Source organism: Paenibacillus sp. y28, assembly GCF_037137075.1.
In the GTDB taxonomy this organism is placed as follows: Bacteria; Bacillota; Bacilli; order Paenibacillales; family NBRC-103111; genus JBBBNV01.
This window is the reverse complement of record NZ_JBBBNV010000001.1, coordinates 540,549-563,668: the sequence shown is the minus strand read 5'-3', so window position 1 is coordinate 563,668 and position 23,120 is coordinate 540,549. Positions and strand designations below refer to the sequence as shown.

Genomic DNA, 23,120 nt, shown 5'->3' with positions numbered 1-23,120 from the left:
TGCATAAAGCGCCAAACCGTCGACCAAACTATGCTCAGGTTATGGAAAGCAAGGAAAGGGGACGGTAGACGATGTACAGAAGATTAAGCATGGTGTTGTTTCCGATAATGACGATTGCCTTGATCGGAACAGTGCTGTGGGGATATCAGGTCAATCAAGAAAAAAATACAGTGTTGTTAAAGGCGGAGAATCAATATCAGCGGGCGTTCCATGATTTATCGTATCATGTGGAGCAGCTGAACGGGGAGCTGGGTAAGGCGCTGGTTGCAAGCCCCGCCTCACAGGACTTCCAGCGCCGCAGTCTGATTAACGCCTGGCGGCTTACGAGCGAGGCCCGCAGTGAGATTAGCCAGCTTCCGCTGACGCTGCTGCCGTTCAATAAGACGGAAGAGTTTTTGTCGAATTTGTCCCAGTTTACTTACCGCGCCTCTGTCCGGGATTTATCCCAAACGCCGCTGGCGCCGGAGGAGATCGAGACGATGAACTCGTTATTCGAGCGATCCAAGGAAATTGCCAGCGAGCTGCGCGGTGTTCAAGACAAAGTAATCACGAACAACCTGCGCTGGATGGACGTCGAATCGGCGATGGCCACCGAGAAAAGCACGGCGGACAATGTCATTATTGACGGCTTTACCACGGTAGATAAAAAAGTCGGCGAATACTCCGAGCTGAACTGGGGACCGTCGATGGCCAGCGTATTTCAGAAGCGTTCTCTGCAAATGCTCAGCGGCAATGACGTGACAGCGGAAGAAGTCAAGGAGAAAGCCGCGAAATTCGCAGGTATCAGCGATCCGGGCACGATACAGGTAGCTGAGAATGCGCCGGGCACGGAGTACAGCTCCTTCAGCGCCACGGTTACAGATCCGTCAACCGGACGAGAGAAATCGATGGATTTCTCGAAAAAGGGCGGCCAGCTGCTCTGGTACATGGCTCCCCGGGATGTAACGGGAAATACGCTTACGGTCGATCAGGCCAAGGACAACGGGCATCAGTTTTTGGCTGATCGCGGTTATCCGGAGATGACGGCTATCAGCTATGACGAGTACAACAATGTGGCAAACATTGTGTATGCGACGAAACAGGATGACGTGCTGCTTATGACCGATAAAATTACATTGCAGATCGCGCTGGACAATGGCGAGGTCATTCAGGTGCAGGCGGTTGATTTTGTACACGAGCACAAGCCGAGAAACATCGAGAAGCCCGTGATGAGCGCCGAGCAGGCGAGGGAGAAGCTGAATAAAAACTTCCAAATCCGCTCACAGCAGCTGGCGCTTATTAAAAATGACCTGGACGAAGAGGTTCTGTGCTATCAGTATACGGGATCGATGAGCGACGGAAATTACCGCGTTTACGTCAATGCGAACAATGGCTTTGAGGAAAAAGTGGAAAGGTTATAGGCGATTTCGACGGAAAACAACATGAACTTTGTCGAAATCGTGCAAATTTTAGTTTCCTAAACGCCGGATCATGGTATAATTTGCAGTATGCAGATTCGGTTAGGAGGAACTACATTTTGCTTCCCAAAATAAACGACGTGCTGTTTATGCAGATCAACTCCATTGACGAGGAGGAAGCACGTAAAGAATACAAATCCCGAATTGCCGAGATTGACGACAATTATATCGCCATGGAAGTGCCGATGCAGGAAAAAAACGGCCGCATCCGCCGGGTCTATATCGGGGATGAAATCAGCGCTTTTTTTCTGACGGAGGGCGGCGTCAAAAATTATTTTCAAACCGTTGTTCTCGGCTTCAAGGAAGATGTCGTGCGGCTGGTCATTATTAAAAAGCCGGACCCGTCGGCAATCAGCAAAATTCAGCGGAGAAGCTTTCTGCGCGTGCCCGCCGAAGTGGAAGTGGCGGTCAAGCTGTCGGATACGATACGCTTTTTGGCCAAAACCGAGGATATTGGCGGGGGAGGCGTATCCTTCTTCGTAGAGAACGGCAACCCGATTCAGGTTAAAGATATCTTGACCTGTTGGATTGTGCTCCCCATGAAGAACGGCACCATTGAGCATGCGCAGTTCAAGGGGGAACTGGTTCGCATGAAGCCGCTGGAGACAGGCCGTATTCTGGCGATGCTCCAGTTTACTGAAATCGCGGATGCCGAGCGGCAAAAGGTGATTCGCTACTGCTTTGAAAGACAGCTCGATTTCCGGAAAAGATAATGAATAAGTGCCGTTTCCTGGAAGCATACTATGCGAAAACAAGGAGCGGCTTTTTCTTATGTCACAATGGTTCGGACGAAGACAGGCGGGCGGTCAGCGGAAGGAGCAAATCACGGCAGCGCAGTATGAGCAGCTGTTTCTGTATTTCTCCTCCCGATGGGAGCGCTGGCTGATTAGAGCGGCTGTCGTACTGGTCTCGCTGCTGGTTTTCTTTCAGCTTCTGCTCCAGTGGGAGCCGCTTCGGCATGCCCTGGTTAAGGTGGAGCGTCTGGAGGGCGAGCCTTATGAATGGAACGGCACAGCGCGCGACAAATGAGGCCGGGACGCGTTTTTTTGCACGGCTCACTGGGTTGTGGTATAATTTATGTTATATCGCAGGCTTAGCCTGCTTTTTTCATGGAGGAGTGTAGGACGGGTGAAGCGGATGAATATTGCCATTGACGGCCCTGCTGGCGCTGGAAAAAGTACGGTGGCGAGGCTGGTGGCAAAACGGCTTGGGTATGTGTATGTGGACACCGGCGCGATGTACCGGGCAGTGACCTGGAAGGTGCTGCAGCAGGGTCTGCAGGTGGAACAAACGCAGCTGGTTATTCGTACAGCGGAGCAAATGACTATCGAGCTGCAGCCGGGAGAGCTCGCACAGCAGGTTCTGGCGGACGGGCAAGATGTCAGTGAGGAAATTCGCCACCCCGAGGTGAGCAACCGGGTATCGTATGTCGCTCAAATACCGGAGGTGCGCAAGCTTCTGGTTGACAAGCAGCAGCAGATGGCCCGGCAAAAAGGCGTCGTCATGGACGGACGCGATATCGGCACGCACGTGCTGCCCGATGCGGAGGTCAAGGTCTTTTTGACAGCCAGTGTGCAGGAGCGTGCTTCGAGACGCTACCAGGAGCTGCAAAGCAAAAATCAAACGGTTTCACTATCCCAGCTGGAGCACGATATTGCCTTGCGCGACAAGATGGATGAGGAGCGCGAGACTTCCCCGCTGCGGCAGGCTGAAGACGCGGTGGTTGTGGATAGCACGAAGCTTTCCATTGAGCAGGTTGTGGACAAAATTGTCTCGCTCACAGCTGTATATGCCGGCAAGGAGTACGAATAATATGCTGTATTCGATTTTCAAAAACTGTTTTGCCGTGATCTTTAAATTGCTGTTCCGTTTTGAAGCGGTTAACGCCCATTATGTTCCGGCTGAGGGGCCGGTTGTGCTTTGCTCCAACCACCGCAGCAATTTCGATCCTCCAATGGTCGGCTGCCTTCTGAAGCGGCAAATTCGTTTTATGGCGAAGGAAGAGCTGTTTCGCGTCCCTGTCGTCGGCTGGCTGATTACGAAGTGGGGAGCTTATCCGGTCAAACGCGGCGGGGTGAGCAAGGAATCGATCCGGCTATCGATGCAGCTGCTGAAGGAAGGCAACATACTCGGGATTTTCCCGGAAGGATCGCGCAGCAACAGCGGCGGTATGGGGAAAAAGGGCGCTTCAAGCCTTGCGATAAAGACGGGAGCAACCGTTATTCCAGCTGCCATCGTCGGCGATTACAAATTTTTTCGCAAAATGAAGGTAATTTACGGACCGCCTGTAGACTTGAGCGAATTTGCGGAAATCTCTGGCCCTGAAGCGCTGGAGCAAGCCACCGAAAAAATCATGAAGCAAATCCGCGCGCTCGCCAAACAGCATCAAATTTAACCGGGTTGTCAAAGATTGTGGCTTGCAAAATTGATTATAGCGTATGGAAATGGTATCTTGGAATTATACTAGTAATAACTTGGATAAGGTTTTATTAAAATTATCAATATATGGGTTGTAAGTCGAGGAGGTTATTCGTCAATGTCAGAAGAGATTAAAGTTCAAGAAGAAATTCAAGATTTGAGCAATGTGGTTGTCCTTAAAAAAGGGGATACAGTCAAAGGTAAAATTGTAAAGCTGGAAGATAACCAGGCTATCGTCGATATTGGTTACAAATATGACGGCGTGATTCCGCTGAAGGAGCTTTCCTCCGTTCAAATCGACAACGCCGCTGATGCCGTCGAGGTTGGTCAAGAAGTGGAGCTGAAGATTGTCAGCATCAATGACAACAAAGAGACGCTCGTATTGTCCAAGCGTGCAATCGACAGCGAATCCGCATGGACACAGCTGCAAGAGAAGCTGGATAGCAAGGCTGTTCTTGAAGCTAAAGTATCCGATGTTGTCAAAGGCGGGCTCGTCGTAGATGTAGGTCTTCGCGGCTTCGTTCCGGCGTCCATGGTTGAGCGTCATTTCGTAGAAGATTTCAGCGATTACAAAGGCCGCACCTTGCGTCTTCGTGTAAAAGAGCTGGATCGCGAGAAAAACAAAGTCATCCTGTCTCAAAAGGATGTGCTTGATGAAGAATACGAGCAAGGCAAAAAACAAATTTTGGCCGGCCTGCATGTTGGTCAGGTGCTTGACGGTACCGTACAGCGTTTGACTCAATTCGGGGCATTCATTGATATCGGCGGTATCGACGGTCTTGTCCATATCTCCGAAATGGCATGGCACCACGTTGAAAAAGCGTCCGATGTGGTAAAAGAAGGCGACCAAGTGAAGGTTCAAGTGCTGAAGCTGGACCCAGACAGCGAGCGTATCAGCCTGAGCTTGAAGGCGACTCAGCCGGGTCCTTGGCAGCAGGTTTCAGGCAAGTTCAACATTGGCGATGTTGTTACGGGTACTGTGAAGCGTCTTGCAGGCTTCGGAGCCTTCGTTGAAATCGCTCCTGGCGTTGAAGGATTGGTTCATATTTCCCAAATCGCTCACCGTCATATCGGTACACCGCATGAGGTGCTTAAAGAAGGTCAAGAGGTTAATGTCAAAATTCTTGATATCAACATAGAGCAAGAGCGCGTAAGCCTCAGCATCAAAGAAACAGAAGAAGCGCCTGAAGCAGCTCCGAAGCCGGAGCGCCAGCCTCGCGCAAAAGAGCCGGTGGTTGATATTCCGGCGAGCCAGAGCTTGAGCTTGACACTGGGCGAACGCTTCGGTGATAAGCTGAGCAAATTTAAGTAAAACTCGTAAACGGTGAACTCGCCAGAGTTCACCGTTAGTTTTTGGAAAGATAAAGCGAAGCGGTAACGCCGATACTATACCCGTATGGATTTACATTCGGACGCAAAGCGGAGGATGAAGCCATGAATCCCGGGATATTATCGTATTTGCTGCTGGCCATCGTCATTATTTTACTTGCAAGCGGATGGAAGAACACACTGCTAGCGAATTGGCCGATGAAGGGATGGTTTGTTTTCTTGTGCGGATGGGCCATTCTGGTTCAATGCCAATTTACGCTGCACAAGATCCCGGTCAACGGCGCGTTTCTTTGGCTGAGTGCGGCGGGCTTGTTATTTCTTGGTCTTGCCGTGCGGCAGTCGGCTTCGGCTCAGGTGCTTGGATATTCCGCTTTACTCAGTTCATTGTATTACTTAATGAAGCATCTGCTTCTGATTGATCCTGTATTTTTGGCACAGCTGCCCCATATGGATGCAGCACTAGTTCTCGGGCTGTGCTCCGCTGTGCTTGTACACGATGCGACTCGCCAAATGGGCTTGATTACAATAAGTGTCCTTGCAGGAGAAGTGCTGTTTTATTGCTGGCACGGCTGGCCGCAGCATGAAGTGCTTGGCGGGCTTGCGTTTCAAGACAGCTGGTGGCTCGCTTGTTTATCCGGACGGACGTTGTCTGCTGGGGCGGCGGCTTGCCTTGGAATGTCCTATCGCAAGGAGGAGCAAAATCAATAGCCAAACGTTGGTGATTTTGCTATGATGTTTAAGGTGTGAGGAGAGTGAAGGTTAATGGCCAAATCTGTGGTTGCCATCGTCGGCAGACCAAACGTGGGGAAATCGACGATTTTTAATCTACTCATCGGCAGCCGTCTGGCTATCGTTGAGGACAAGCCGGGGGTTACCCGGGATCGGATATACGGAACGGCGGAATGGATGGGACGCGCTTTTAGCGTCATCGATACCGGCGGGATCGACATGGATGATGAGGACCGTATTCTGAAATCCGTCCGGCTGCAGGCCGAGCTGGCTATGGAGGAAGCGGATGTCGTTGTATTCATGGTGGATGCCAAGGCAGGGATAACGCCGGCAGATGAAGAGGTCGGGCAAATGCTATACCGGGCCGGCAAGCCCGTTGTTCTGGCTGTAAACAAAGTGGATAACTTGAAACGGCAGGAGGACATCTACGAATTTTACAGCCTGGGCTTCGGTGATCCGGTTTCTTTGTCCGGCGCGCATGGACTCGGTATCGGTGACCTGCTGGAAGCTATTGCAGGCAAGCTGCCGGAAGCGACGGAAGAGGTTTATGATGACGATGTCATCAAGGTCGCCTTGATCGGCCGGCCGAATGTCGGCAAATCCTCGCTTGTGAATGCTATACTTGGCGAGGAGCGTGTTATTGTAAGCGATATTGCCGGAACGACCCGGGATGCGGTTGACACGCCTTTTGAGAAGGATGGGCAGAAATACGTCATTATTGATACTGCAGGCATGCGCAAGCGGGGCAAAGTGTACGAATCCACGGAGAAGTACAGCGTCATGAGAGCGATGCAGGCGATTGAAAGAGCCGACGTGGTGCTTGTTCTCATCAATGGCGAAGAAGGTATTATTGAGCAGGATAAGCATATCGCCGGTTATGCCCATGAAGCGGGGAAAGCGTCGATTTTCGTGGTCAATAAATGGGATGCTGTAGAAAAAGACGACAAAACGATGCAGGTGTTCGCCCAAAAAATCCGCGATCATTTCCTGTTTATGACCTATGCGCCGATTGTGTTTCTGTCAGCCAGGACGAAGCAGCGGCTGCATAAGCTGTTTCCGGTGGTGCAGGAGGTTAGTGAGCAGCATGCGCTTCGTGTACAAACGCATCTGCTTAATGACGTTGTCGCCGACGCGGTTACGATTAATCCCCCGCCGACAGACAAAGGGCGGCGTATGCGCCTGAACTACGCTACACAAGTGGCGGTGAAGCCGCCGACTATTATTTTCTTTGTTAATGATCCGGAGCTGATGCATTTCTCCTATGAGCGTTACTTGGAAAATAAAATCCGGGACGCGTTCGGCTTTGTCGGCACGCCGCTGCGGCTGCTGACACGCAAAAAGTCGGAGGATTAACCGTTTAGAGGGGGAGCAGGTGTGCACTTTATCGTGCCGGTTGTTTTATCATACTTGATAGGCTCTATCAGCTTCAGCTACTTGTATGGCAAGCTGTGGAAGGGAATCGATATCCGCCAGCACGGCAGCGGCAATGCAGGAGCGACGAATACACTGCGCGTTTTGGGCAAGGGGCCGGCAATTACGGTGCTTTTGCTCGATATCATCAAGGGTGTGCTGGCTGTATTCCTTGGCAAATGGCTAGGGATCGGGCTGGAGAATACACAGGTTCTCGTTGAGATCTGCTGTGGCCTGGCAGCCATTATCGGACATAATTGGCCGGTATATTTCGGATTTAAAGGCGGGAAGGGAATTGCAACTACAATCGGTGTTGTCGTTTCCTTAAGCTTTTTGCCAGCGTTGTTTGCCGGGATTATTGCTATTTTATCGATCGTTATTACCCGCTATGTTTCTTTAGGCTCACTGCTTTTTACGTTGTTCCTGCCGATCTTTATTTTGCTGATGAAGCAATCGGTTGAAATTTTGCTTTTGTCGATCGTTCTGTTTATATTTGCCGTCGTACGCCACCGTTCGAATATCAGGAAGCTGCTTACCGGCCAGGAAAACAAAATCGGACAAAAGAAAGAGGGATAATCAGGTATGAGCGTACAATCACCTCGAATTTCCGTTTTGGTGGCGGGAAGCTGGGGAACGGCGCTCGCAGCCGTATTGGCCGATAACGGCCATCATGTGCTGATCTGGTCCAGGAATGCGGCTGAAGTGGAGGATATTAACCTTCGCCATCGTAATTCCCGGTTTCACGGGGATGCACCGCTGCCGCCGCTGCTTCAAGCTACGGGAAGCATAGAAGAAGCCGTGACCGATGCAGATTTGCTTGTGATTGCTGCGCCTTCTTCCGCTATGCGGGAGGTCGCCAGGCAAATCCGGCCCTTCGTCAAACCAGGCTGTATTGTTGTACATGCGGCCAAGGGCTTCGAGCAGGATACCCTCAAGCGGATGAGCACGGTGCTGGCTGATGAGCTTCCGCATATCGATGCCCGCCGTATTGCCGTATTGTCTGGCCCAAGCCACGCAGAAGAGGTTATCCGGCGCTCCTTGACCACTGTTGTGGTTGCTGCGGAGCATCTTCAGGCGGCCGAAGCGGTTCAGGATTTGTTTATTAACCATTATTTCCGGGTGTATACGAATCTGGATGTGATCGGTGTAGAAATCGGAGGCGCTCTCAAAAATATTATTGCCCTCGGCGCAGGTCTGACGGATGGGCTTGGCTTCGGCGATAATGCGAAGGCGGCGCTGCTTACGCGCGGCTTGGCGGAGATTTCCAGGCTGGGCATGGCGATGGGGGCCAATCCGCTTACCTTCTCCGGACTGGCAGGACTCGGGGATTTGGTCGTCACCTGCACCAGCCGCCACAGCCGCAACTGGCGGGCTGGCTACGCCCTTGCTCAAGGAAAAGCGTTGTCGCAGGTGCTGGAGGAAATGGGGATGGTGGTTGAGGGGGTAAAAACAACACGCGCCGCCTTCAGCCTGTCTCAGCAATATGATGTGGTCATGCCGATTACAGCGGAGCTGTTCCGCACCTTATTTGAGGGGAAATCGGTACAGACTGCCGTCCAGGACCTGATGGGACGAGCCAAGACACACGAAATGGAAGAGCCGTCGATTAATGTGCCGCTGAAATAGCCGGCCGCCTACACCAAGTAAGACGGGCGCTCATACAATACCGTAAATCCCGTTTGACATCGGCTTGCAGTTTGCAGCGCCTTGTCAAGCGCACTTGGGAGGAGGCAAGGTATGAGCGGCAAAAACATCCCGAAGGATGTACTCCAGTCCATTCAGAAAAAAACGGGAAAGAAAATATCTCAAAAGGATATTAACAAGCTTGCCAGCGGAGTTAAACCGTCTACGCTGCAAAGTGATACACAGCTTCGCCAGCTGATTAAGCAGGTGTCGAGCATGGCGAATATACCGGTTTCTGAATCTACGGTAAATGACATTATTAAAGCAGTCAAAAGCAGCGGCGTACAACCGAACAGTCTTGAACAGCTGATGAAGCTGATGAAAAAGTAGAACAGCTATTCTTTCTGGACTAGGCGTGTGAAAGCAGATAGCGGTGATCCTGAGTGAAGTGAAGGGGCGGTTCTGGTAATAGCTAACAGCTTGGTTTAGCTGCAGGAGTATATGGGACATTATCCGCTGCGCGTGCAGTTGACCGCTGTTATGAACGCAGAACACGCTGGGAGATACGCTTAGATGCGTCAAGCAACAAAGCCGGATGCAGGCCCAGGGCCTGTATCCGGCTTTGTTTGCTTGGCGGCAGACAGCAAGTCACAGCTTGGACTGCTTTTCCTCCTTAAGCCGGGGATGCTATAATGAAAGTTATAATTTATGCTGCCATGAGCGGCACATGTACAGGGGTTGAATTCGAGAAATGAGCAGTATGGACAAAATGTGGGCCTCCTTTATTGCAATGGGCCTGATGGTGCTCTCTTCCTTCATTATTTCTTATGCGCGTTCCCGAAACCAACGTGTTTTCCGATGGGTGCTTTCGATTGTAGCTTATCTGATGCTGCTAGTATCTATACTTTACATGATTACATCACTGCTGTAGGAGGAAAGTTCATGCTAGTCGAGCTAAAAGGACGTTCTATACATAAAACCGTGCCTACGCAAATCGGCAAAACGCTCCTGGATTTGGCGCTGCAGCATAAGGTGGACTGGAATTTTTCCTGCAACCGCGGAACTTGCGCCCGCTGCCGCTGCCTGGTGACTGAAGGCGGGCAGCGGCTTAGCGAGCCTAGTGATGCGGAGCTGGATTGGCTTGATGACGAGGAACTGGACATGGGGTACCGGCTCGGCTGTCAATGCCGAATCCGCGAGGAGGGCCCCATCCAGGCCGTACTCAAGTCGAATTTTTGAGGTATGAATAAAACGAACCATTTACTGAAGGCAATTCTTACGCTGGAGAAGGAGCTTTCGGCGAAGAACGGACTCCGGTGGCTTGTCGGCGGAAGCTGCGGACTGCTGCTTCAAGGCGTGCCGCTTGTGAACCTGCCGCGAGATTTGGATGTCTATGTTGATGCCGATCAGGTGGATGCTGTTTATGAATGTCTGCGGCCGTTTGCTGTTGATCAGCCTCAGCTCAGCACTACCGGCATGTATTCCTCCTGCCTGAGCCACTACGATCTTGATGGGGTGTCTCTGGAGCTTGTGGGCAGCTTGAAGGTGAATTCGGCGGGCAGCAGCTATGAGGTTCGTATTCAGGACGGGCTATGGCCGTTTCGCGTGGAGACACGGATTGAGAATAAGAGCATTGCTTTAATGCCGCTTGCCCATGAACTGATTTTCAATATGCTCCGCCACAGGCCTGATCGGTACATCGCTATTGCCGGAATGATCTCCGGGCATTTGCGCAGGCAGCTGCCTCCCTTGCAGTATGTGCTCCAGCACAGCGAGATAAGCGAATTGCTTTTTGAACGGCTGAGCCGGGTGCTTCAGCATCCGCCGGGCCTGTCCGTCATGAGAAAGGAATAGAGCCATGGGGGTAAAACTAACATTTTTACCGGATAACAAAACGATTGAGGTTCCGCCTGGAACATCTGTGCTTCACGCGGCCCGCAAGGCGAACCTGATCATACGTTCCCGCTGTGCGGGCAATGCCGCCTGCCTGATGTGCAAAGTCACTGCGCTGTCCGGGCAGGGCTTATCGCAAGTACAGGATAAAGAGGCAAGAAAGCTCGGACCACTCGTTAAGCAGAATGTGCGATTGGCCTGTCAGGTGAAGATTATCGGCGATGCCCAAGTAGAAGTGCCAGAGGACCCGCTCAAGGCGGTAATCCGGGCCAAGCTGAGGGAACAGCAGGAGGAGGACAAGCTTTGGTAATAAAACGCTTTAACCGTCAAGCCGTGGTTCTTACGGCGGTCATTATGGCCCTGCTGCTCAGCGGCTGTATGTATCCGAAGGAGCTGCGCAAAGAAAATGCAGTAGCGCTGAAAGAAAGCGTCTTGATTGTACAGACGGCTATCCAGCAGTACCAGCAGCAGACGGGTGTGCTGCCCATCAAGAATTTCACGGAGAGCACGCCTCTCTACGAACGCTACGTGATTGATTTCAGCAAAATGATTGCGAAGCAAACACTCAGCTCCATTCCGGCAACAGCCTATGAAAAAGGCGGCAGCGCTGTATTTGTGCTGACGAATGTGGAAGAAAGCCCCCAGGTGAAGCTGATGGATATCGCTTCCGTTCAGCAAATCAATGAAGTCCAGAAGTGGGTGGATGACTACCGGGCCAGCCGGCAGGGCGCGCTGCCAAAAGGCGCTCAGATCGCTCCGTCCTTCTATTCCATTGATTTTAAGGCTCTGGGCCAGGAGAGTCAGCAGGTGCGCAGCCTGTACTTCACTCAGCTCAATTCGCTGATAATTAATGAAGCTGGTCAGGTTTTCGTGGATTATGGATCGGATATTGCCCAGCTTATTCAGAAAAAGGGCATGCCAGCGCCGAATCCGGATACGGACCTTCGTCAGCTGCTGGTTGATGATGGCTTGTATGTACCTGTTAAATCAACGGCATATCACTGGCAAAACGACCAGCCTGTCGCTATTCAGCCGCTCTGAGCTTCCGTATGGAAGCCTCAGGGCTTTTTTTATTGCTGCACGTGCAAGCCGGTCTATCCTCGAAGGCGGGAGAATATACTGACAAAGGATTGAAAGAAGCGCATCAGGGGCTTTCCGCTATTTCGAATGAAAAAAGAAAGCCGCAAGCAAATCTATTATAGCTAGTAGTTATATTTTCTATCCGGGTACATATATTGTTAGTAGCTCAGAGCATGTACGAATGTGGTTACATCCTGTCAGGAGGGGATCTCAATTGGAAAAAGTCGATATCTTCAAAGACATTGCCGAGCGGACCGGTGGAGACATCTACATCGGAGTCGTAGGCGCTGTCCGTACTGGTAAATCAACCTTTATTAAGCGGTTTATGGAATCGGTGGTACTGCCGAACATCCAAAATGAAGCGGACCGGATTCGGGCGATCGATGAGCTCCCGCAAAGCGCCGCCGGCCGCACCATCATGACGACAGAACCGAAGTTTGTGCCGAACCAGGCCGTTCAGCTGCGAGTTGCTGAAGGATTGGATGTGAATGTCCGCGTCGTTGATTGTGTCGGATACACCGTGGAGGGCGCTAAAGGCTACGAGGATGAGAATGGGCCGCGTATGATTTCAACACCGTGGTTCGAGGAGCCGATTCCGTTCCAGGAAGCGGCTGAAATCGGAACGCGCAAGGTCATTCAGGAGCATTCCACGCTTGGCATCATTATTACAACAGACGGCTCCATTGCCGAAATTCCCCGTTCATCGTATGTTTCCGCCGAGGAGCGGGTGGTTGAGGAATTGAAGGAGGTCGGCAAGCCGTTTATTCTTATCGTCAACTCGACGCGCCCGCAAAGCGAAGAGGTGACTGCGCTCCGCGGCGAGCTGGCTGCCAAATACGACATTCCGGTCATTGCCATGAGCGTGGCGGCCATGAATGAAGAGGATATGTATCAGGTGCTGCGGGAAGTGCTGTATGAATTCCCCGTGCATGAAGTAAACGTCAATCTGCCAAGCTGGGTTATGGTTTTGGAGGAGAGACACTGGCTTCGTTCCCACTTCGAGGATTCTGTCCGCGAAACCGTCAAGGATATCAGGCGGCTCCGGGATGTGGATCGGGTGGTCGGCAATTTCAGCGAATACGATTTTATTGAACGGGCGGCCCTGGCCGGGATGGATATGGGGCAGGGCGTTGCGGAGATCGACCTGTTTGCGCCGGATGAGCTGTATGATAAAATTTTGATGGAGGTTGTCGGGGTCGAAATCCGCGGCAAGGATCATCTGCTCCAGCTGATGCAGGAATTCACTCACGCCAAGCGGGAGTATGACCGTTTTGCGGAATCGCTGGAGATGGTCAAAACGACAGGATACGGAATTGCGCCTCCGACTCTCGCAGATATGTCGCTTGATGAGCCTGAGCTTATCCGCCAAGGGTCCCGGTTCGGTGTGCGCTTGAAGGCCACGGCGCCTTCGATTCATATGATTCGCGTGGATGTGGAATCGGAATTTGCCCCGATTATCGGGACGGAAAAGCAGAGCGAGGAATTGGTTCGCTATTTAATGAGCGACTTCGAAAGCGACCCGCTAAAAATCTGGGAGTCGGATATTTTCGGCCGCTCGCTGCACTCCATCGTAAGAGAGGGTATTCAGGGCAAGCTCGCGATGATGCCCGACAATGCCCGCTACAAGCTCCAGGAAACCTTGGGCCGCATTATCAACGAAGGCTCCGGCGGACTCATCGCGATTATTTTGTAGCATTTCAGGCCATTTACGCTCAAAAGCACTCCCCAAGAGTGCTTTTTTTGCTGGCTCCCCTTGAAAATACGGGGCGTATCAGGTATATTTTTCACTGAAACGGTAAGACAGAGTAGTAGGAACACGACCTGCTTTCGGGGGGAGGTGAATCACATGAACAAAACCGAACTGATTAATAAAGTCGCTGAATTGACCGAGCTGTCCAAAAAGGATGTCACCAAAGCGGTGGATGCCGTATTTGATGCCATTTCGGAGGCGCTGCAAAATGGCGACAAGGTTCAGCTTGTCGGCTTTGGAAATTTTGAAGTGCGTGAACGTTCCGCCCGTAAAGGACGCAATCCTCAGACCGGAGAAGACATTGAAATCCCGGCCAGCAAGGTGCCTGCCTTCAAAGCAGGTAAATCGCTTCGCGACGGAATTAAATAAGGCTGCGCCGCACCCGGCCGGCCCAAGCACCCTTTTTAGCGGAAGGGTGTTTTTCTATATAATCCCTTTACAAATTGTCGCAGACACCTTATAATCACTTGTAGCAACGCAGTTGGTCATGCGGGATGTATCAGCAGATGTGCTTTTTACAGAGGAGCTTTACATCGGGGTATAGCTCAGCCTGGTAGAGCGCACCCTTGGGGTGGGTGAGGTCGCACGTTCGAATCGTGTTACTCCGACCATGAACAAGGCATCGTCAGGACGGTGTCTTTTTCTTTTGCCCAAATTCCTGAACCTGCTTCCTGTATTGTAAATATTTCTTTAAGAATTTTCATTTCGTTTTTGCTATACTGTAGTGGTTGAGCGACAAGATACATCGTGCCGGAGGGGCGGGACATAGGTTGGAACAGAAAGGGAATTCGTGGTTTAGCAGTCAGGATTGGACAATGTACGGAATTATTGTATCGATATTTTTGATGTGGCGGATCGGGACCGTCGGGAACTGGTCGACCGAATGCTGGATTTTGCTGATGATTTGTTTGCTTGGTGTCCGGAGAGACCAGATTGATCAGGACTGGAAACGGTTTTTTTTGATCGGGATTCCGCTGCTCGGCGTTTTTTATTATTTCTACGGCTCGGGGAACGGTCTCTGGTGGCGGATTGCCAATTGGATGTTCGAGAACAATAAGCATCCTTGGCAGTGGGATCAGGTTATGATGAGCATTCCGTTTAATGACGGGGCATGGGCGCGCGCCATAAATACGCCGCTGCTTGATCGGGTGATGCGCTGGGTATATAATTACGGCTTTGTGCTTTCCTTGTGGATTTGTATCCTGCGGAGCTACTGGACCAGAAGCGTGAAAAAAATGCTGTCCTACGCATTGTCCGGACATATGATGCAGTTTCCGCTGATTCTGCCTTTTTATAATTTGATTCTGCTTCGGGAAGTTTGGTTTGTTAAGCAGCAGCCGGATTTGCTGCTTCGTACCTTTGCAACCGAGAATGACAAGCTGGTCGCTGTAATGAACTGCATGCCGAGCATGCATACCTCCATTTCATTTGCCATGCTGCTGCTTGCGCTTCGTGAGAAAGACCGGATTTTCAAGTATATGATGGTGACGTACTGCGCTGCGATTATTTTCTCTACATTGTACCTGCAAATTCACTGGGTGCTCGATGTTGTGGCCGGGATGATTTTTGCGTTCCTTGTTGTGAAGCTGTCCGATTTTATTATCGGGTTCGTATCGGAGAAGCTGCCCGGCAAGCTGAAGCGTTTCTACAAAGGAAAGCGGACGAAGCCGGAATCCGCTGTGGCTGCCTAAGGGCAGCCTTTTGTTTTTTCTAAAAAGAACGTGCTTAACGTTGACAAGCACCATCCGTTTAACGCATGATTAGGGGATAAACGGATTCGTGAAAGGAGCTGTTTCCATGGAAGGAAACAATGATTATTTTGTGATTCGGGCAAAGGAAAATGGCGTTCAGGTGATTGGACTTACCCGCGGCCAGGATACCCGGTTTCATCATACAGAGAAGCTGGACAAGGGAGAGGTCATGATCGCCCAATTTACAGAGCACACCTCAGCGGTCAAAATCCGGGGCAAAGCGGTTGTCATGACCAAATACGGTGTCGTGGATACAGAGGAATAATTTTGCAGGCATAGCCTGCTTTTTTCATATGTACAATGAGGATATAGGTGCTTGGCAGAGGAGGGAAATCTCTTGTCCTGGTTCACGCGTATCCTCTTAACTATGCTTGCTTCGTGCGGTCTGGCTATCGGACTAACGCTGGTGCTGCAATGGAGCGGACTTGAATTAAATAAGGGCAGCGAGCTGCCGGTAATGCGTGCTGTCAAAACGGAAAGGATTGATGAAGCGGGTGTAGTCGACCTGCTGACCCAGGTTCGGCTGCATGCGGACATCCTTCGCGTCGATTGGCGGGATTCGATTATTAGCCTGGATTTGGCGGTAAACCCTGCACAGAGCGGGAAGGAGCTCATTTACGAGGACTTGTACAACCTGGTTAATCACAGCTTCAACCGGACCGCGAATGTGAAGGAAGTGATGGTTCGTGTGATGGAACGCGGCTCTGGCGCGGTGAAGCCTTCTTCGATGACCCTTCTGCTTTCCATGGATGCCCAGCGGCGCTACATGGGGGAGCCTGACAGCTGGAATGAAGCCCTTACGCCCGAGGTTTTCGTGCGCAGCCGGTTTCAAATGAATTTTACGCCCAAATGGAGGCAAAAATACGGCTTGTAAGCCGCGCAAGGAGTTCAGGAGTTTGCCATGTGCGCAGACAGTCCGGTTGTGATATAATAGTTGCGATTGTTTGTTCTATACGCAGGAGGCCTTTGCATGAACAGTTACCGTATCCCTGAGATAGCCAAGAAATATACCGATTACGATATGATTCAAACCAATACCGAGCTGCCGGAATTTCCGCACTATCGGGTACGGCTTTTATTCGCCTTTTTGAACAAAAGCGGATTGCCACAAGAGTCCACGGAATTGTATGCTCTCGTCACTTCACTCGCTCAGATGGGGCTGGACACACATCAGCTGGTCAGTGAAACCAACGATGTAAAAGAGACCAAAGCGGCTCGTTCCAGGCAGCTGCAAGTATTGGCCGGCGACTACTTCAGCAGCCGGTTTTATCAATTGCTCTCACAGGCCGGGCATACGGAAATGACACGGCAGCTGTCCGGGGCGATTTGTGAGGTCAATCGACTGAAAATGAGCTTGTATGTGAGAATGAAGCAGTTGAAATGCTCTGCCGAGGAGTACTTGCAGGAAACTGTAAACATCCGCATGCAGCTTTTTTTGCTGTTCGGACGGTGGATGAAGGACATATACAGCATCCAGTGGGCGGAAATACTGGAGGCGTTTACCCGCTGTGAGGTGCTTATTCATGAGATAGACCGCAGTAATTCCTTGCAGGAACTGCAGGGCAGTTGGGGATACTGGTATATTTTGCAGACCGGCAGCAAGGAAGAGAAGAGGCAGCTTAAGGGGGAACAGGGGGACGGCGGCAAGCTTCGTTCACTCTGGCTGAAACACAACGTAAAAGCACAATTGTATCAGATGCTGCAGCAGCAGCTTGCACTGGTACAGGACAAAATCGGACACTTGGGTTCGGAGAAGCTGACGGCGGAATTGGCCGCGATCGGGGAACCGCTGGTGCGTTACCTCTCTGCGCCCAAAGTGCTGGAAGAAATTTGAGGTGAAGTGATTTGACTACGGACGCTACACAGAAAGAAAAGTTCGTACACGGTGTTTTCGAGAGCATCGCACATAAGTATGATTTGATGAACGATGTGCTGAGCTTTCGCAGACACAAGGCTTGGCGTAAATTTACGATGTCCAAAATGAATGTCCGGCCCGGAAGCACGGCGCTGGATGTTTGCTGCGGCACCTGCGATTGGGCCATTAGCATGGGACAGGCCAGCAAAACCGGACGAGTTGTTGGACTTGATTTCAGCAGAAACATGCTGGATTTCGGCCAGTACAAAATTGATAAGCTCGGCATGGAAACACAGCTTGAGCTTATTCAGGGCAATGCCATGCAGCTGCCGTTTGAGGATAATACGTTTGATTATGCCACCATCGGCTTCGCCCTGCGCAACGTTCCGGATATTGAGCAGGTGCTGAGTGAAATGCAGCGGGTCGTCAAGCCGGGCGGGCTTGTCGTCTCGCTTGAGCTGTCTAAGCCGACCTGGCAGCCATTCAAGTCGCTGTATTATTTTTATTTTAATCATATTCTTCCTCTGGTCGGAAGGCTTATGGCCAAGCGCTATGAGCAGTATAAATGGCTGCCGCAATCATTAGTAAATTTCCCTGATCACAAGCAGCTTGCGGAAATATTCCGCAGGACAGGGCTTGCCGAGGTGGAGGCGTACCCGTTGACAGGGGGGATCGCCGCTCTCCATATTGGAAAAAAAACGCAGCCAGGAGAGAATTGAACTTATGCTACGTAAAATAAAAGTATTTTTGGAAATGATTAAGATAGAGCACACTTTATTTGCTCTTCCCTTTGCATTTATGGGAGCAATTCTCGGTTCGATGATCGTCAAGCACCAGCTTCCCTCATGGGCGCAAGTCGGATGGATTTTGCTGGCAATGGTTGGTGCGCGAAGCGCCGCCATGGGATTGAACCGGGTAATTGACAAGGTGATTGACGGCAAAAATCCGCGGACTGCGATGAGGGCGATTCCAGCAGGCCTGATTTCTTCGAAAGAAGCCATTGTTTTTATTATCGTTTCCTTCGTCATGCTGTTTGTCGCCGCATCCCAGCTGGAGCCGCTGGCGATGAAGCTGCTGCCGATTGCAGTTGTGATGCTGGTGCTGTATTCGTACACCAAACGCTTTACTTGGCTGTGCCATGTGTTCCTTGGCTTTACGATTGCCTTGGCACCTCTGGGCGGCTGGGTAGCCGTAACAGGCATGGTGGATACGACGGCGTTTATATTTTTTATCAGCATTGCGCTGTGGACAGCAGGTTTTGATATCATCTATGCCTGCCAGGACATCGATTTCGACCGGAAGGAAGGGGTATACTCGATTCCGGCCCGGTTCGGGATTGCCCGCTCGCTGCTGATTGCACGTTATATGCATATCGTGACCGCCATCGGCTTGCTTTCTTTGTTCTTTATGACCGATCTCAGCTGGTGGTATTTTGCGGGCCTTATTATTTCATATATTTTGTTGTTCTATGAGCACCGTATCGTTACACCGGAGGATTTGTCCAAACTGCAAACCGCGTTTTTTACGTTAAACGGTACGCTCAGTATCGTTATGTTTGTCTTTACACTTGTTGATTTGGTGGTGCATTCCGGATGAATGCTGTTGTACAAGCACCCCGTTGGATAGTCGGTATCACCGGCGCCAGCGGGGCGATTTATGGAATCACCCTGGTTGAGGAGCTTCTGAAGCGAGGCGTATACGTTCACCTGCTCGTAACAGAGGCCGGCTGGCGGGTATTGAAGGAAGAGCTGGACTGGCCGGCCTCCAAACGAAGCGAGGCGCTGTCCGCCCGGTTTGGCGAGCATGGCGAATTGCTTACCGTTCATCCGATTCAAGATATCGGCGCTAGCATTGCCAGCGGCTCCTTCCGCGTGACGGGGATGGTCATCGTACCCTGCTCGATGGGGACCTTGTCCGGCATTGCTCACGGAGCGTCGGACAACCTGCTCAAACGCGCGGCCGACGTGATGCTCAAGGAAGGACGGAAGCTGCTCATTGTTCCCCGTGAGACTCCGCTTCATGCGGTACATCTGGAAAACATGCTGAAGCTGGCCCGGATGGGGGTTAAAATCATTCCGGCGATGCCGGCTTTTTATCAGCGGCCCGAGACGCTTCAGGATATTGTCCACTTCCTGGTAGGCAAGCTGCTGGACAATATGGATTTGGACCATCAATTATTTCCGAGGTGGGGAGGGTAATCGAATGGCTAGCTTGGAAGGAGCCCCAATCCGTTTAGGCCGCATCTTGTACAGCAATGTATGGCCGGTCTTTCATTATTTTCCCGAGCAGCAGTTTGCAGGCCGGGTGGACATCGCGACCCAGGTGCCTTCTGGATTAAACAAAGCCATGAAAAACGGCACCATCGACCTGGGCCCGATGTCTTCGTTTGCGTATGGCGAAAACGCGGAGCATTATATGCTTATGCCTGATTTGTCGGTTAGCGCGAACGGCCCGGTCCACTCCATTCTGCTGTTCCATCAAAAGCCCCTGGAGCAAATCGTAGACGGTACGATTGCGCTGCCGACAACGTCAGCCACTTCAGTGAACCTGCTCAAAATTCTGCTTCAAACATACGGCGGCGGGAAGCCGCAATATTTTGACGCGGAACCGGATTTGCCTTCTATGATGGCCCGGGCGGATGCGGCGCTGCTTATCGGTGACGATGCGATTCGTGCCAGTTGGTCGGACAGCGGGTACCATGTGACGGATTTGGGGGAGCTGTGGAAGGAAGCGACGGGCGAGTGGATGACCTTCGCTGTTTGGGGAGTACGCCGTCAGGCAGTCCGTGAACAGGAAGCGCTTATCACCGAGCTGCATCAGGCTTTCCTCGAGAGCAAGCGCAAAGGTCGCCAGGACGTAACGCCGATTATTCAGGCTGCTGTCGAGCGGATTGGCGGCAGGCCATCGTATTGGCAAATGTATTTCGATAAGCTGAGCCACGATTTCGGGCTGGAGCAGCAGCGGGGGTTGCAGCGTTATTTTGACGAGGCGTGGGCGCTTGGCCTGCTCTCCCACAGGGTGCAAATGGAGCTCTGGAACACTACAACGAGCCGGGTGAATAAATGAAACTGCTGGACATTTACGCAAGACTAAAAAAAGATATGGCCTACATAGAGAAAGAGCTTGAAAAAAGCGTTGATTCAGAGCACGCCATGCTGAGAGAGACATCAGCCCATTTGCTGAAGGCAGGGGGGAAACGCATCCGTCCTGTCTTCGTGCTGTTAGCCGGCGAATTCGGAGCCTATGATTTAGAGCGGCTAAAGCATATTGCTGTCTCTCTGGAGCTTATTCACATGGCGTCGCTGGTGCATGACGACGTCATTGACGACGCGGACACCCGACGCGGCCAGCTGACGGTCCGCTCCAAATGGGACAACCGGATTGCGATGTACACCGGAGACTACATATTCGCCAAAGCGCTGATGGTGGCCACCGAGCTTGCTGAACCGATTATTCATCAAGTGCTGTCCCGGGCTATTGTGCAGATGAGCATCGGGGAAATGGAGCAGATTCGATATTTTTATCAGCCCGATCAATCGGTCCGCAATTACCTGCTCCGGATTCGCCGCAAAACAGCGCTGCTGATCGCCATCAGCTGCCAGCTGGGGGCTTTGGCCGCCGGCGCTTCTGAAAAGGTATGTTCAAGGCTGTATTCTTTCGGTTACAATGTAGGTATGGCTTTCCAATTAAGGGATGATGTTCTGGACTTGACAGGCACGGAAAAAGAGCTTGGCAAGCCGCCGGGCAGCGACATTCGTCAAGGAAATGTTACTCTTCCCGTCTTGTATGCGCTTCAGGAGCCTGAGCGGCGCGCCGAGCTGCTGACAGAGCTGAAGGCGATTGAGCGTGCGGACGGGCAAGCCGATGTATCCCGATGTTTACAGCTGATCCGCAGCAGTCACGGCGTAAATCGGGCTACCGAGCTGGCCTCCAGATACATCGACAAGGCGATCGGCGCTTTGTCCGGACTGGAGAATATTCGCGCCAAGGATGATTTGATTCGCGTCGCATACTTTATTGGAAACCGTTCGTACTAATAGGTATAAGAGGGCACAATGGTGTCAACAATGGAAGCACACTCAAATTGGATTAAGAAGGGGGACGCAGCAATATGGACAGAACGTATATTATGGTAAAGCCGGATGGTGTGCAGCGCGGTTTGATCGGAGATGTCATCCACCGCTTTGAGAGCAAAGGATTCCAACTGCTTGCGGCGAAGCTGCTGCATATTTCCAGAGCGCAGGCTGAAAAGCATTATGCAGAGCATGTTGGACGCCCCTACTTTGAAGATTTGGTCAATTTCATTACCTCCGGCCCCGTGATGGCCATGGTTTGGGGGGGCGACCAGGTAGTGCCGATTTCCAGGATGATGATTGGGAAAACGAACACATTGGAAGCGCAGCCGGGCACCATTCGGGGAGATCACGCCGTACATACGAATCGCAACATTGTACACGGCTCCGATTCTCCGGAAAATGCGGAACGCGAGATTGCCATCTTCTTTACACCGGAAGAAATCATGAGCTATGAAAAAGTAATTCAAAAATGGATTTAAATCCAGCAGGATTTTCGCTCCGGCATATGGAATACAACATATGACAAAATTCGGCAATATGGCTGGAGCGTGATACTGCAATGGTAGATCGGGATTTTGAGTTATTCGTAAAAAAAGTAAAAGACCTTACCTCAATTGATTTGTCCCAGTACAAGGAAGCACAGATGAAACGGCGGCTTACAACGCTGCGGATCAAAAAAGGCTATGATTCCTTCGATGCCTTTTTTACCGCGATGAAGCAGGATAAAGAGCTGCTGTACGAGTTTTTTGACAGGATGACCATTAACGTATCGGAATTTTGGCGCAATCCGAACCGATGGGAAATGATTGAAAAGCAATATTTCCCTCAAATGGCTGCAAAGAACCGCAAGCTGCGGGTCTGGAGCGCGGCGTGCTCTACCGGCGAGGAGCCTTATACGATTGCAATGATTTTGGCCGAGCTGGGCGTCCTGCAGGATACTTACCTGCTGGCTACGGATATTGACGACGGTGCGCTGGAGAAGGCCCGCAAAGGCGTTTATCTGGATCGTTCCGTTCGGGATGTCCCTGCTAAATATGTACGCACTTATTTTCAGCAGGATAATTTGTTGTTTCATATCACGGACGATTTGAAAAAAGCGGTCCGTTTTCAAAAAGGCAATCTGCTTACCGATACGTTCGAAACAGGCTTTGACCTCATCGTCTGCCGGAACGTAATGATTTATTTTACTGAAGAAGCCAAGCATGTGCTGTATCATAAATTCGCCAAGGCGTTAAAGCCGGGCGGGCTTCTGTTTGTTGGCAGCACAGAGCAAATATTCAGTCCGGGCCAATATGACTTGGAGTCGGCGGATACGTTTTTTTACCGTAAAAAGGGTTAGTACAAAGCTTAAGCTCACTCTTGTAATCCGAGCTTGTGGTGAAGCAGTTAGGTTGTTTGTTCAAGCAGCCGAAGGACTGACTTTGTACCAGGTATACCGTCTGCCATTCCTGTCCATAATGAAGATAGGGTAAAGCCTAATTTCAGGAGGCTGTTATGGATAAAAGGAAGGTTATTACCGCTTACCGTCGCGGGTTTATTACAATGCAGGAGTGCGCGCAGATACTTGGTATCGAGGCGACGCAAATTCTGGGCATGGTAAACGACACGAAGCTGACCGAGCCGTCACGGCCGATTCAGCAGCCTGTCAGCAGCTGACAGGGATGGAATCCGGAATACTGTAATGAAACGCGCTGCCATTATTGGGCGGCGTGTTTTTTTTGTGGAGACAGCAAGAGCACCGCTGCGTTG

30 protein-coding genes and 1 tRNA gene are annotated in these 23,120 nt (G+C 51.3%); all 31 read left to right on the top strand.

Going from position 1 to position 23,120, the window contains the following annotated elements; genetic code table 11:
• Positions 1-71 precede the first annotated feature (71 nt).
• The 31 genes from ypeB to WBG83_RS02400 all read left to right on the top strand — a co-directional run bounded on the left by ypeB (position 72) and on the right by WBG83_RS02400 (position 23,027).
• A complete protein-coding gene (gene ypeB, locus WBG83_RS02550; RefSeq protein ID WP_336742392.1) occupies positions 72-1,400 on the top strand; it encodes a germination protein YpeB in 1,329 nt (442 codons plus the stop codon).
• 116 nt (positions 1,401-1,516) lie between these two features.
• Complete coding sequence (locus WBG83_RS02545) at positions 1,517-2,170, top strand: flagellar brake protein (protein WP_336742390.1); 654 nt, start codon at positions 1,517-1,519, stop codon at positions 2,168-2,170.
• 58 nt (positions 2,171-2,228) lie between these two features.
• Complete coding sequence (locus WBG83_RS02540) at positions 2,229-2,486, top strand: hypothetical protein (RefSeq protein WP_336742388.1); 258 nt, start codon at positions 2,229-2,231, stop codon at positions 2,484-2,486.
• 108 nt (positions 2,487-2,594) lie between these two features.
• On the top strand, positions 2,595-3,269 hold the full coding sequence (gene cmk, locus WBG83_RS02535) for a (d)CMP kinase (RefSeq protein ID WP_336742621.1): 675 nt from the start codon (positions 2,595-2,597) through the stop codon (positions 3,267-3,269).
• A 1-nt stretch (position 3,270) separates the two neighbouring features.
• Complete coding sequence (locus WBG83_RS02530) at positions 3,271-3,852, top strand: lysophospholipid acyltransferase family protein (protein WP_336742386.1); 582 nt, start codon at positions 3,271-3,273, stop codon at positions 3,850-3,852.
• Positions 3,853-3,993: 141 nt separating this feature from the next.
• A complete protein-coding gene (gene rpsA, locus WBG83_RS02525; protein ID WP_336742384.1) occupies positions 3,994-5,187 on the top strand; it encodes a 30S ribosomal protein S1 in 1,194 nt (397 codons plus the stop codon).
• A 122-nt stretch (positions 5,188-5,309) separates the two neighbouring features.
• On the top strand, positions 5,310-5,912 hold the full coding sequence (locus WBG83_RS02520) for a YphA family membrane protein (protein ID WP_336742383.1): 603 nt from the start codon (positions 5,310-5,312) through the stop codon (positions 5,910-5,912).
• 54 nt (positions 5,913-5,966) lie between these two features.
• Positions 5,967-7,286, top strand: coding sequence for a ribosome biogenesis GTPase Der (gene der, locus WBG83_RS02515; RefSeq protein WP_336742382.1), 1,320 nt, complete (start codon positions 5,967-5,969; stop codon positions 7,284-7,286).
• Between the two features lie 21 nt (positions 7,287-7,307).
• Positions 7,308-7,919, top strand: a complete 612-nt coding sequence (gene plsY, locus WBG83_RS02510) for a glycerol-3-phosphate 1-O-acyltransferase PlsY (RefSeq protein ID WP_336742381.1) — start codon at positions 7,308-7,310, stop codon at positions 7,917-7,919.
• Positions 7,920-7,925: 6 nt separating this feature from the next.
• Positions 7,926-8,969, top strand: coding sequence for an NAD(P)H-dependent glycerol-3-phosphate dehydrogenase (locus WBG83_RS02505; RefSeq protein WP_336742380.1), 1,044 nt, complete (start codon positions 7,926-7,928; stop codon positions 8,967-8,969).
• A 111-nt stretch (positions 8,970-9,080) separates the two neighbouring features.
• On the top strand, positions 9,081-9,356 hold the full coding sequence (locus tag WBG83_RS02500; RefSeq protein WP_336742378.1) for a stage VI sporulation protein F: 276 nt from the start codon (positions 9,081-9,083) through the stop codon (positions 9,354-9,356).
• Between the two features lie 361 nt (positions 9,357-9,717).
• Positions 9,718-9,897: a DUF2768 family protein gene (locus WBG83_RS02495; RefSeq protein ID WP_336742376.1), complete on the top strand. Its 180-nt coding sequence runs from the start codon at positions 9,718-9,720 to the stop codon at positions 9,895-9,897.
• 11 nt (positions 9,898-9,908) lie between these two features.
• Entirely contained in the window at positions 9,909-10,205 is a 297-nt protein-coding gene (locus WBG83_RS02490) for a 2Fe-2S iron-sulfur cluster-binding protein (protein ID WP_336742374.1), read from the top strand.
• A 3-nt stretch (positions 10,206-10,208) separates the two neighbouring features.
• Positions 10,209-10,820: a nucleotidyltransferase domain-containing protein gene (locus WBG83_RS02485; protein ID WP_336742372.1), complete on the top strand. Its 612-nt coding sequence runs from the start codon at positions 10,209-10,211 to the stop codon at positions 10,818-10,820.
• A gap of 4 nt (positions 10,821-10,824) precedes the next feature.
• Complete coding sequence (locus tag WBG83_RS02480) at positions 10,825-11,169, top strand: 2Fe-2S iron-sulfur cluster-binding protein (protein WP_336742370.1); 345 nt, start codon at positions 10,825-10,827, stop codon at positions 11,167-11,169.
• On the top strand, positions 11,163-11,900 hold the full coding sequence (locus tag WBG83_RS02475) for a hypothetical protein (protein WP_336742368.1): 738 nt from the start codon (positions 11,163-11,165) through the stop codon (positions 11,898-11,900). The genes WBG83_RS02480 and WBG83_RS02475 overlap by 7 nt, the downstream gene beginning before the upstream one ends.
• A gap of 253 nt (positions 11,901-12,153) precedes the next feature.
• A complete protein-coding gene (gene spoIVA / locus WBG83_RS02470; RefSeq protein WP_336742366.1) occupies positions 12,154-13,632 on the top strand; it encodes a stage IV sporulation protein A in 1,479 nt (492 codons plus the stop codon).
• Between the two features lie 153 nt (positions 13,633-13,785).
• Complete coding sequence (locus tag WBG83_RS02465; RefSeq protein WP_336742364.1) at positions 13,786-14,058, top strand: HU family DNA-binding protein; 273 nt, start codon at positions 13,786-13,788, stop codon at positions 14,056-14,058.
• 165 nt (positions 14,059-14,223) lie between these two features.
• Positions 14,224-14,300: transfer RNA gene (locus WBG83_RS02460), tRNA-Pro, on the top strand.
• Positions 14,301-14,459: 159 nt separating this feature from the next.
• Positions 14,460-15,380, top strand: a complete 921-nt coding sequence (locus tag WBG83_RS02455; RefSeq protein ID WP_336742362.1) for a phosphatase PAP2 family protein — start codon at positions 14,460-14,462, stop codon at positions 15,378-15,380.
• A gap of 106 nt (positions 15,381-15,486) precedes the next feature.
• Positions 15,487-15,705: a trp RNA-binding attenuation protein MtrB gene (gene mtrB / locus WBG83_RS02450; RefSeq protein ID WP_336742361.1), complete on the top strand. Its 219-nt coding sequence runs from the start codon at positions 15,487-15,489 to the stop codon at positions 15,703-15,705.
• A 72-nt stretch (positions 15,706-15,777) separates the two neighbouring features.
• Complete coding sequence (locus WBG83_RS02445) at positions 15,778-16,314, top strand: hypothetical protein (RefSeq protein ID WP_336742360.1); 537 nt, start codon at positions 15,778-15,780, stop codon at positions 16,312-16,314.
• A 96-nt stretch (positions 16,315-16,410) separates the two neighbouring features.
• Entirely contained in the window at positions 16,411-17,274 is an 864-nt protein-coding gene (locus WBG83_RS02440; RefSeq protein ID WP_336742358.1) for a heptaprenyl diphosphate synthase component 1, read from the top strand.
• A gap of 11 nt (positions 17,275-17,285) precedes the next feature.
• Positions 17,286-18,014, top strand: a complete 729-nt coding sequence (locus WBG83_RS02435; protein ID WP_336742357.1) for a demethylmenaquinone methyltransferase — start codon at positions 17,286-17,288, stop codon at positions 18,012-18,014.
• A gap of 4 nt (positions 18,015-18,018) precedes the next feature.
• The gene (locus WBG83_RS02430) at positions 18,019-18,891 is read left to right on the top strand and encodes a UbiA-like polyprenyltransferase (RefSeq protein WP_336742355.1); all 873 of its coding nucleotides are present in this window, start codon (positions 18,019-18,021) and stop codon (positions 18,889-18,891) included.
• Positions 18,888-19,493, top strand: a complete 606-nt coding sequence (locus WBG83_RS02425; RefSeq protein ID WP_336742353.1) for a UbiX family flavin prenyltransferase — start codon at positions 18,888-18,890, stop codon at positions 19,491-19,493. The genes WBG83_RS02430 and WBG83_RS02425 overlap by 4 nt, the downstream gene beginning before the upstream one ends.
• Before the next feature lie 4 nt (positions 19,494-19,497).
• Complete coding sequence (locus WBG83_RS02420; RefSeq protein WP_336742351.1) at positions 19,498-20,361, top strand: menaquinone biosynthesis protein; 864 nt, start codon at positions 19,498-19,500, stop codon at positions 20,359-20,361.
• The gene (locus WBG83_RS02415; protein WP_336742349.1) at positions 20,358-21,332 is read left to right on the top strand and encodes a polyprenyl synthetase family protein; all 975 of its coding nucleotides are present in this window, start codon (positions 20,358-20,360) and stop codon (positions 21,330-21,332) included. Before WBG83_RS02420 ends, WBG83_RS02415 begins: the two co-directional genes overlap by 4 nt.
• A 74-nt stretch (positions 21,333-21,406) precedes the next feature.
• Positions 21,407-21,850, top strand: a complete 444-nt coding sequence (gene ndk / locus WBG83_RS02410) for a nucleoside-diphosphate kinase (RefSeq protein WP_336742348.1) — start codon at positions 21,407-21,409, stop codon at positions 21,848-21,850.
• 80 nt (positions 21,851-21,930) lie between these two features.
• Complete coding sequence (locus tag WBG83_RS02405) at positions 21,931-22,710, top strand: CheR family methyltransferase (protein ID WP_336742346.1); 780 nt, start codon at positions 21,931-21,933, stop codon at positions 22,708-22,710.
• 155 nt (positions 22,711-22,865) lie between these two features.
• Positions 22,866-23,027, top strand: a complete 162-nt coding sequence (locus tag WBG83_RS02400) for a hypothetical protein (protein WP_336742344.1) — start codon at positions 22,866-22,868, stop codon at positions 23,025-23,027.
• The last annotated feature ends 93 nt before the right edge of the window (positions 23,028-23,120 follow it).

Excerpts from the sequence above, each read along its gene's own strand:
- ndk (WP_336742348.1), top strand. The coding sequence starts at position 21,407 with ATGGACAGAACGTATATTATGGTAAAGCCGGATGGTGTGCAGCGCGGT.
- WBG83_RS02540 (WP_336742388.1), top strand. The coding sequence starts at position 2,229 with ATGTCACAATGGTTCGGACGAAGACAGGCGGGCGGTCAGCGGAAGGAG.
- WBG83_RS02530 (WP_336742386.1), top strand. The coding sequence starts at position 3,271 with ATGCTGTATTCGATTTTCAAAAACTGTTTTGCCGTGATCTTTAAATTG.
- WBG83_RS02400 (WP_336742344.1), top strand. The coding sequence starts at position 22,866 with ATGGATAAAAGGAAGGTTATTACCGCTTACCGTCGCGGGTTTATTACA.
- WBG83_RS02495 (WP_336742376.1), top strand. The coding sequence starts at position 9,718 with ATGAGCAGTATGGACAAAATGTGGGCCTCCTTTATTGCAATGGGCCTG.
- mtrB (WP_336742361.1), top strand. The coding sequence starts at position 15,487 with ATGGAAGGAAACAATGATTATTTTGTGATTCGGGCAAAGGAAAATGGC.
- WBG83_RS02490 (WP_336742374.1), top strand. The coding sequence starts at position 9,909 with ATGCTAGTCGAGCTAAAAGGACGTTCTATACATAAAACCGTGCCTACG.
- der (WP_336742382.1), top strand. The coding sequence starts at position 5,967 with ATGGCCAAATCTGTGGTTGCCATCGTCGGCAGACCAAACGTGGGGAAA.
- WBG83_RS02485 (WP_336742372.1), top strand. The coding sequence starts at position 10,209 with ATGAATAAAACGAACCATTTACTGAAGGCAATTCTTACGCTGGAGAAG.
- cmk (WP_336742621.1), top strand. The coding sequence starts at position 2,595 with ATGAATATTGCCATTGACGGCCCTGCTGGCGCTGGAAAAAGTACGGTG.
- ypeB (WP_336742392.1), top strand. The coding sequence starts at position 72 with ATGTACAGAAGATTAAGCATGGTGTTGTTTCCGATAATGACGATTGCC.
- WBG83_RS02415 (WP_336742349.1), top strand. The coding sequence starts at position 20,358 with ATGAAACTGCTGGACATTTACGCAAGACTAAAAAAAGATATGGCCTAC.
- WBG83_RS02430 (WP_336742355.1), top strand. The coding sequence starts at position 18,019 with ATGCTACGTAAAATAAAAGTATTTTTGGAAATGATTAAGATAGAGCAC.
- WBG83_RS02425 (WP_336742353.1), top strand. The coding sequence starts at position 18,888 with ATGAATGCTGTTGTACAAGCACCCCGTTGGATAGTCGGTATCACCGGC.
- WBG83_RS02405 (WP_336742346.1), top strand. The coding sequence starts at position 21,931 with ATGGTAGATCGGGATTTTGAGTTATTCGTAAAAAAAGTAAAAGACCTT.
- WBG83_RS02500 (WP_336742378.1), top strand. The coding sequence starts at position 9,081 with ATGAGCGGCAAAAACATCCCGAAGGATGTACTCCAGTCCATTCAGAAA.
- WBG83_RS02505 (WP_336742380.1), top strand. The coding sequence starts at position 7,926 with ATGAGCGTACAATCACCTCGAATTTCCGTTTTGGTGGCGGGAAGCTGG.
- WBG83_RS02420 (WP_336742351.1), top strand. The coding sequence starts at position 19,498 with ATGGCTAGCTTGGAAGGAGCCCCAATCCGTTTAGGCCGCATCTTGTAC.
- WBG83_RS02520 (WP_336742383.1), top strand. The coding sequence starts at position 5,310 with ATGAATCCCGGGATATTATCGTATTTGCTGCTGGCCATCGTCATTATT.
- WBG83_RS02440 (WP_336742358.1), top strand. The coding sequence starts at position 16,411 with ATGAACAGTTACCGTATCCCTGAGATAGCCAAGAAATATACCGATTAC.
- rpsA (WP_336742384.1), top strand. The coding sequence starts at position 3,994 with ATGTCAGAAGAGATTAAAGTTCAAGAAGAAATTCAAGATTTGAGCAAT.
- WBG83_RS02465 (WP_336742364.1), top strand. The coding sequence starts at position 13,786 with ATGAACAAAACCGAACTGATTAATAAAGTCGCTGAATTGACCGAGCTG.
- WBG83_RS02480 (WP_336742370.1), top strand. The coding sequence starts at position 10,825 with ATGGGGGTAAAACTAACATTTTTACCGGATAACAAAACGATTGAGGTT.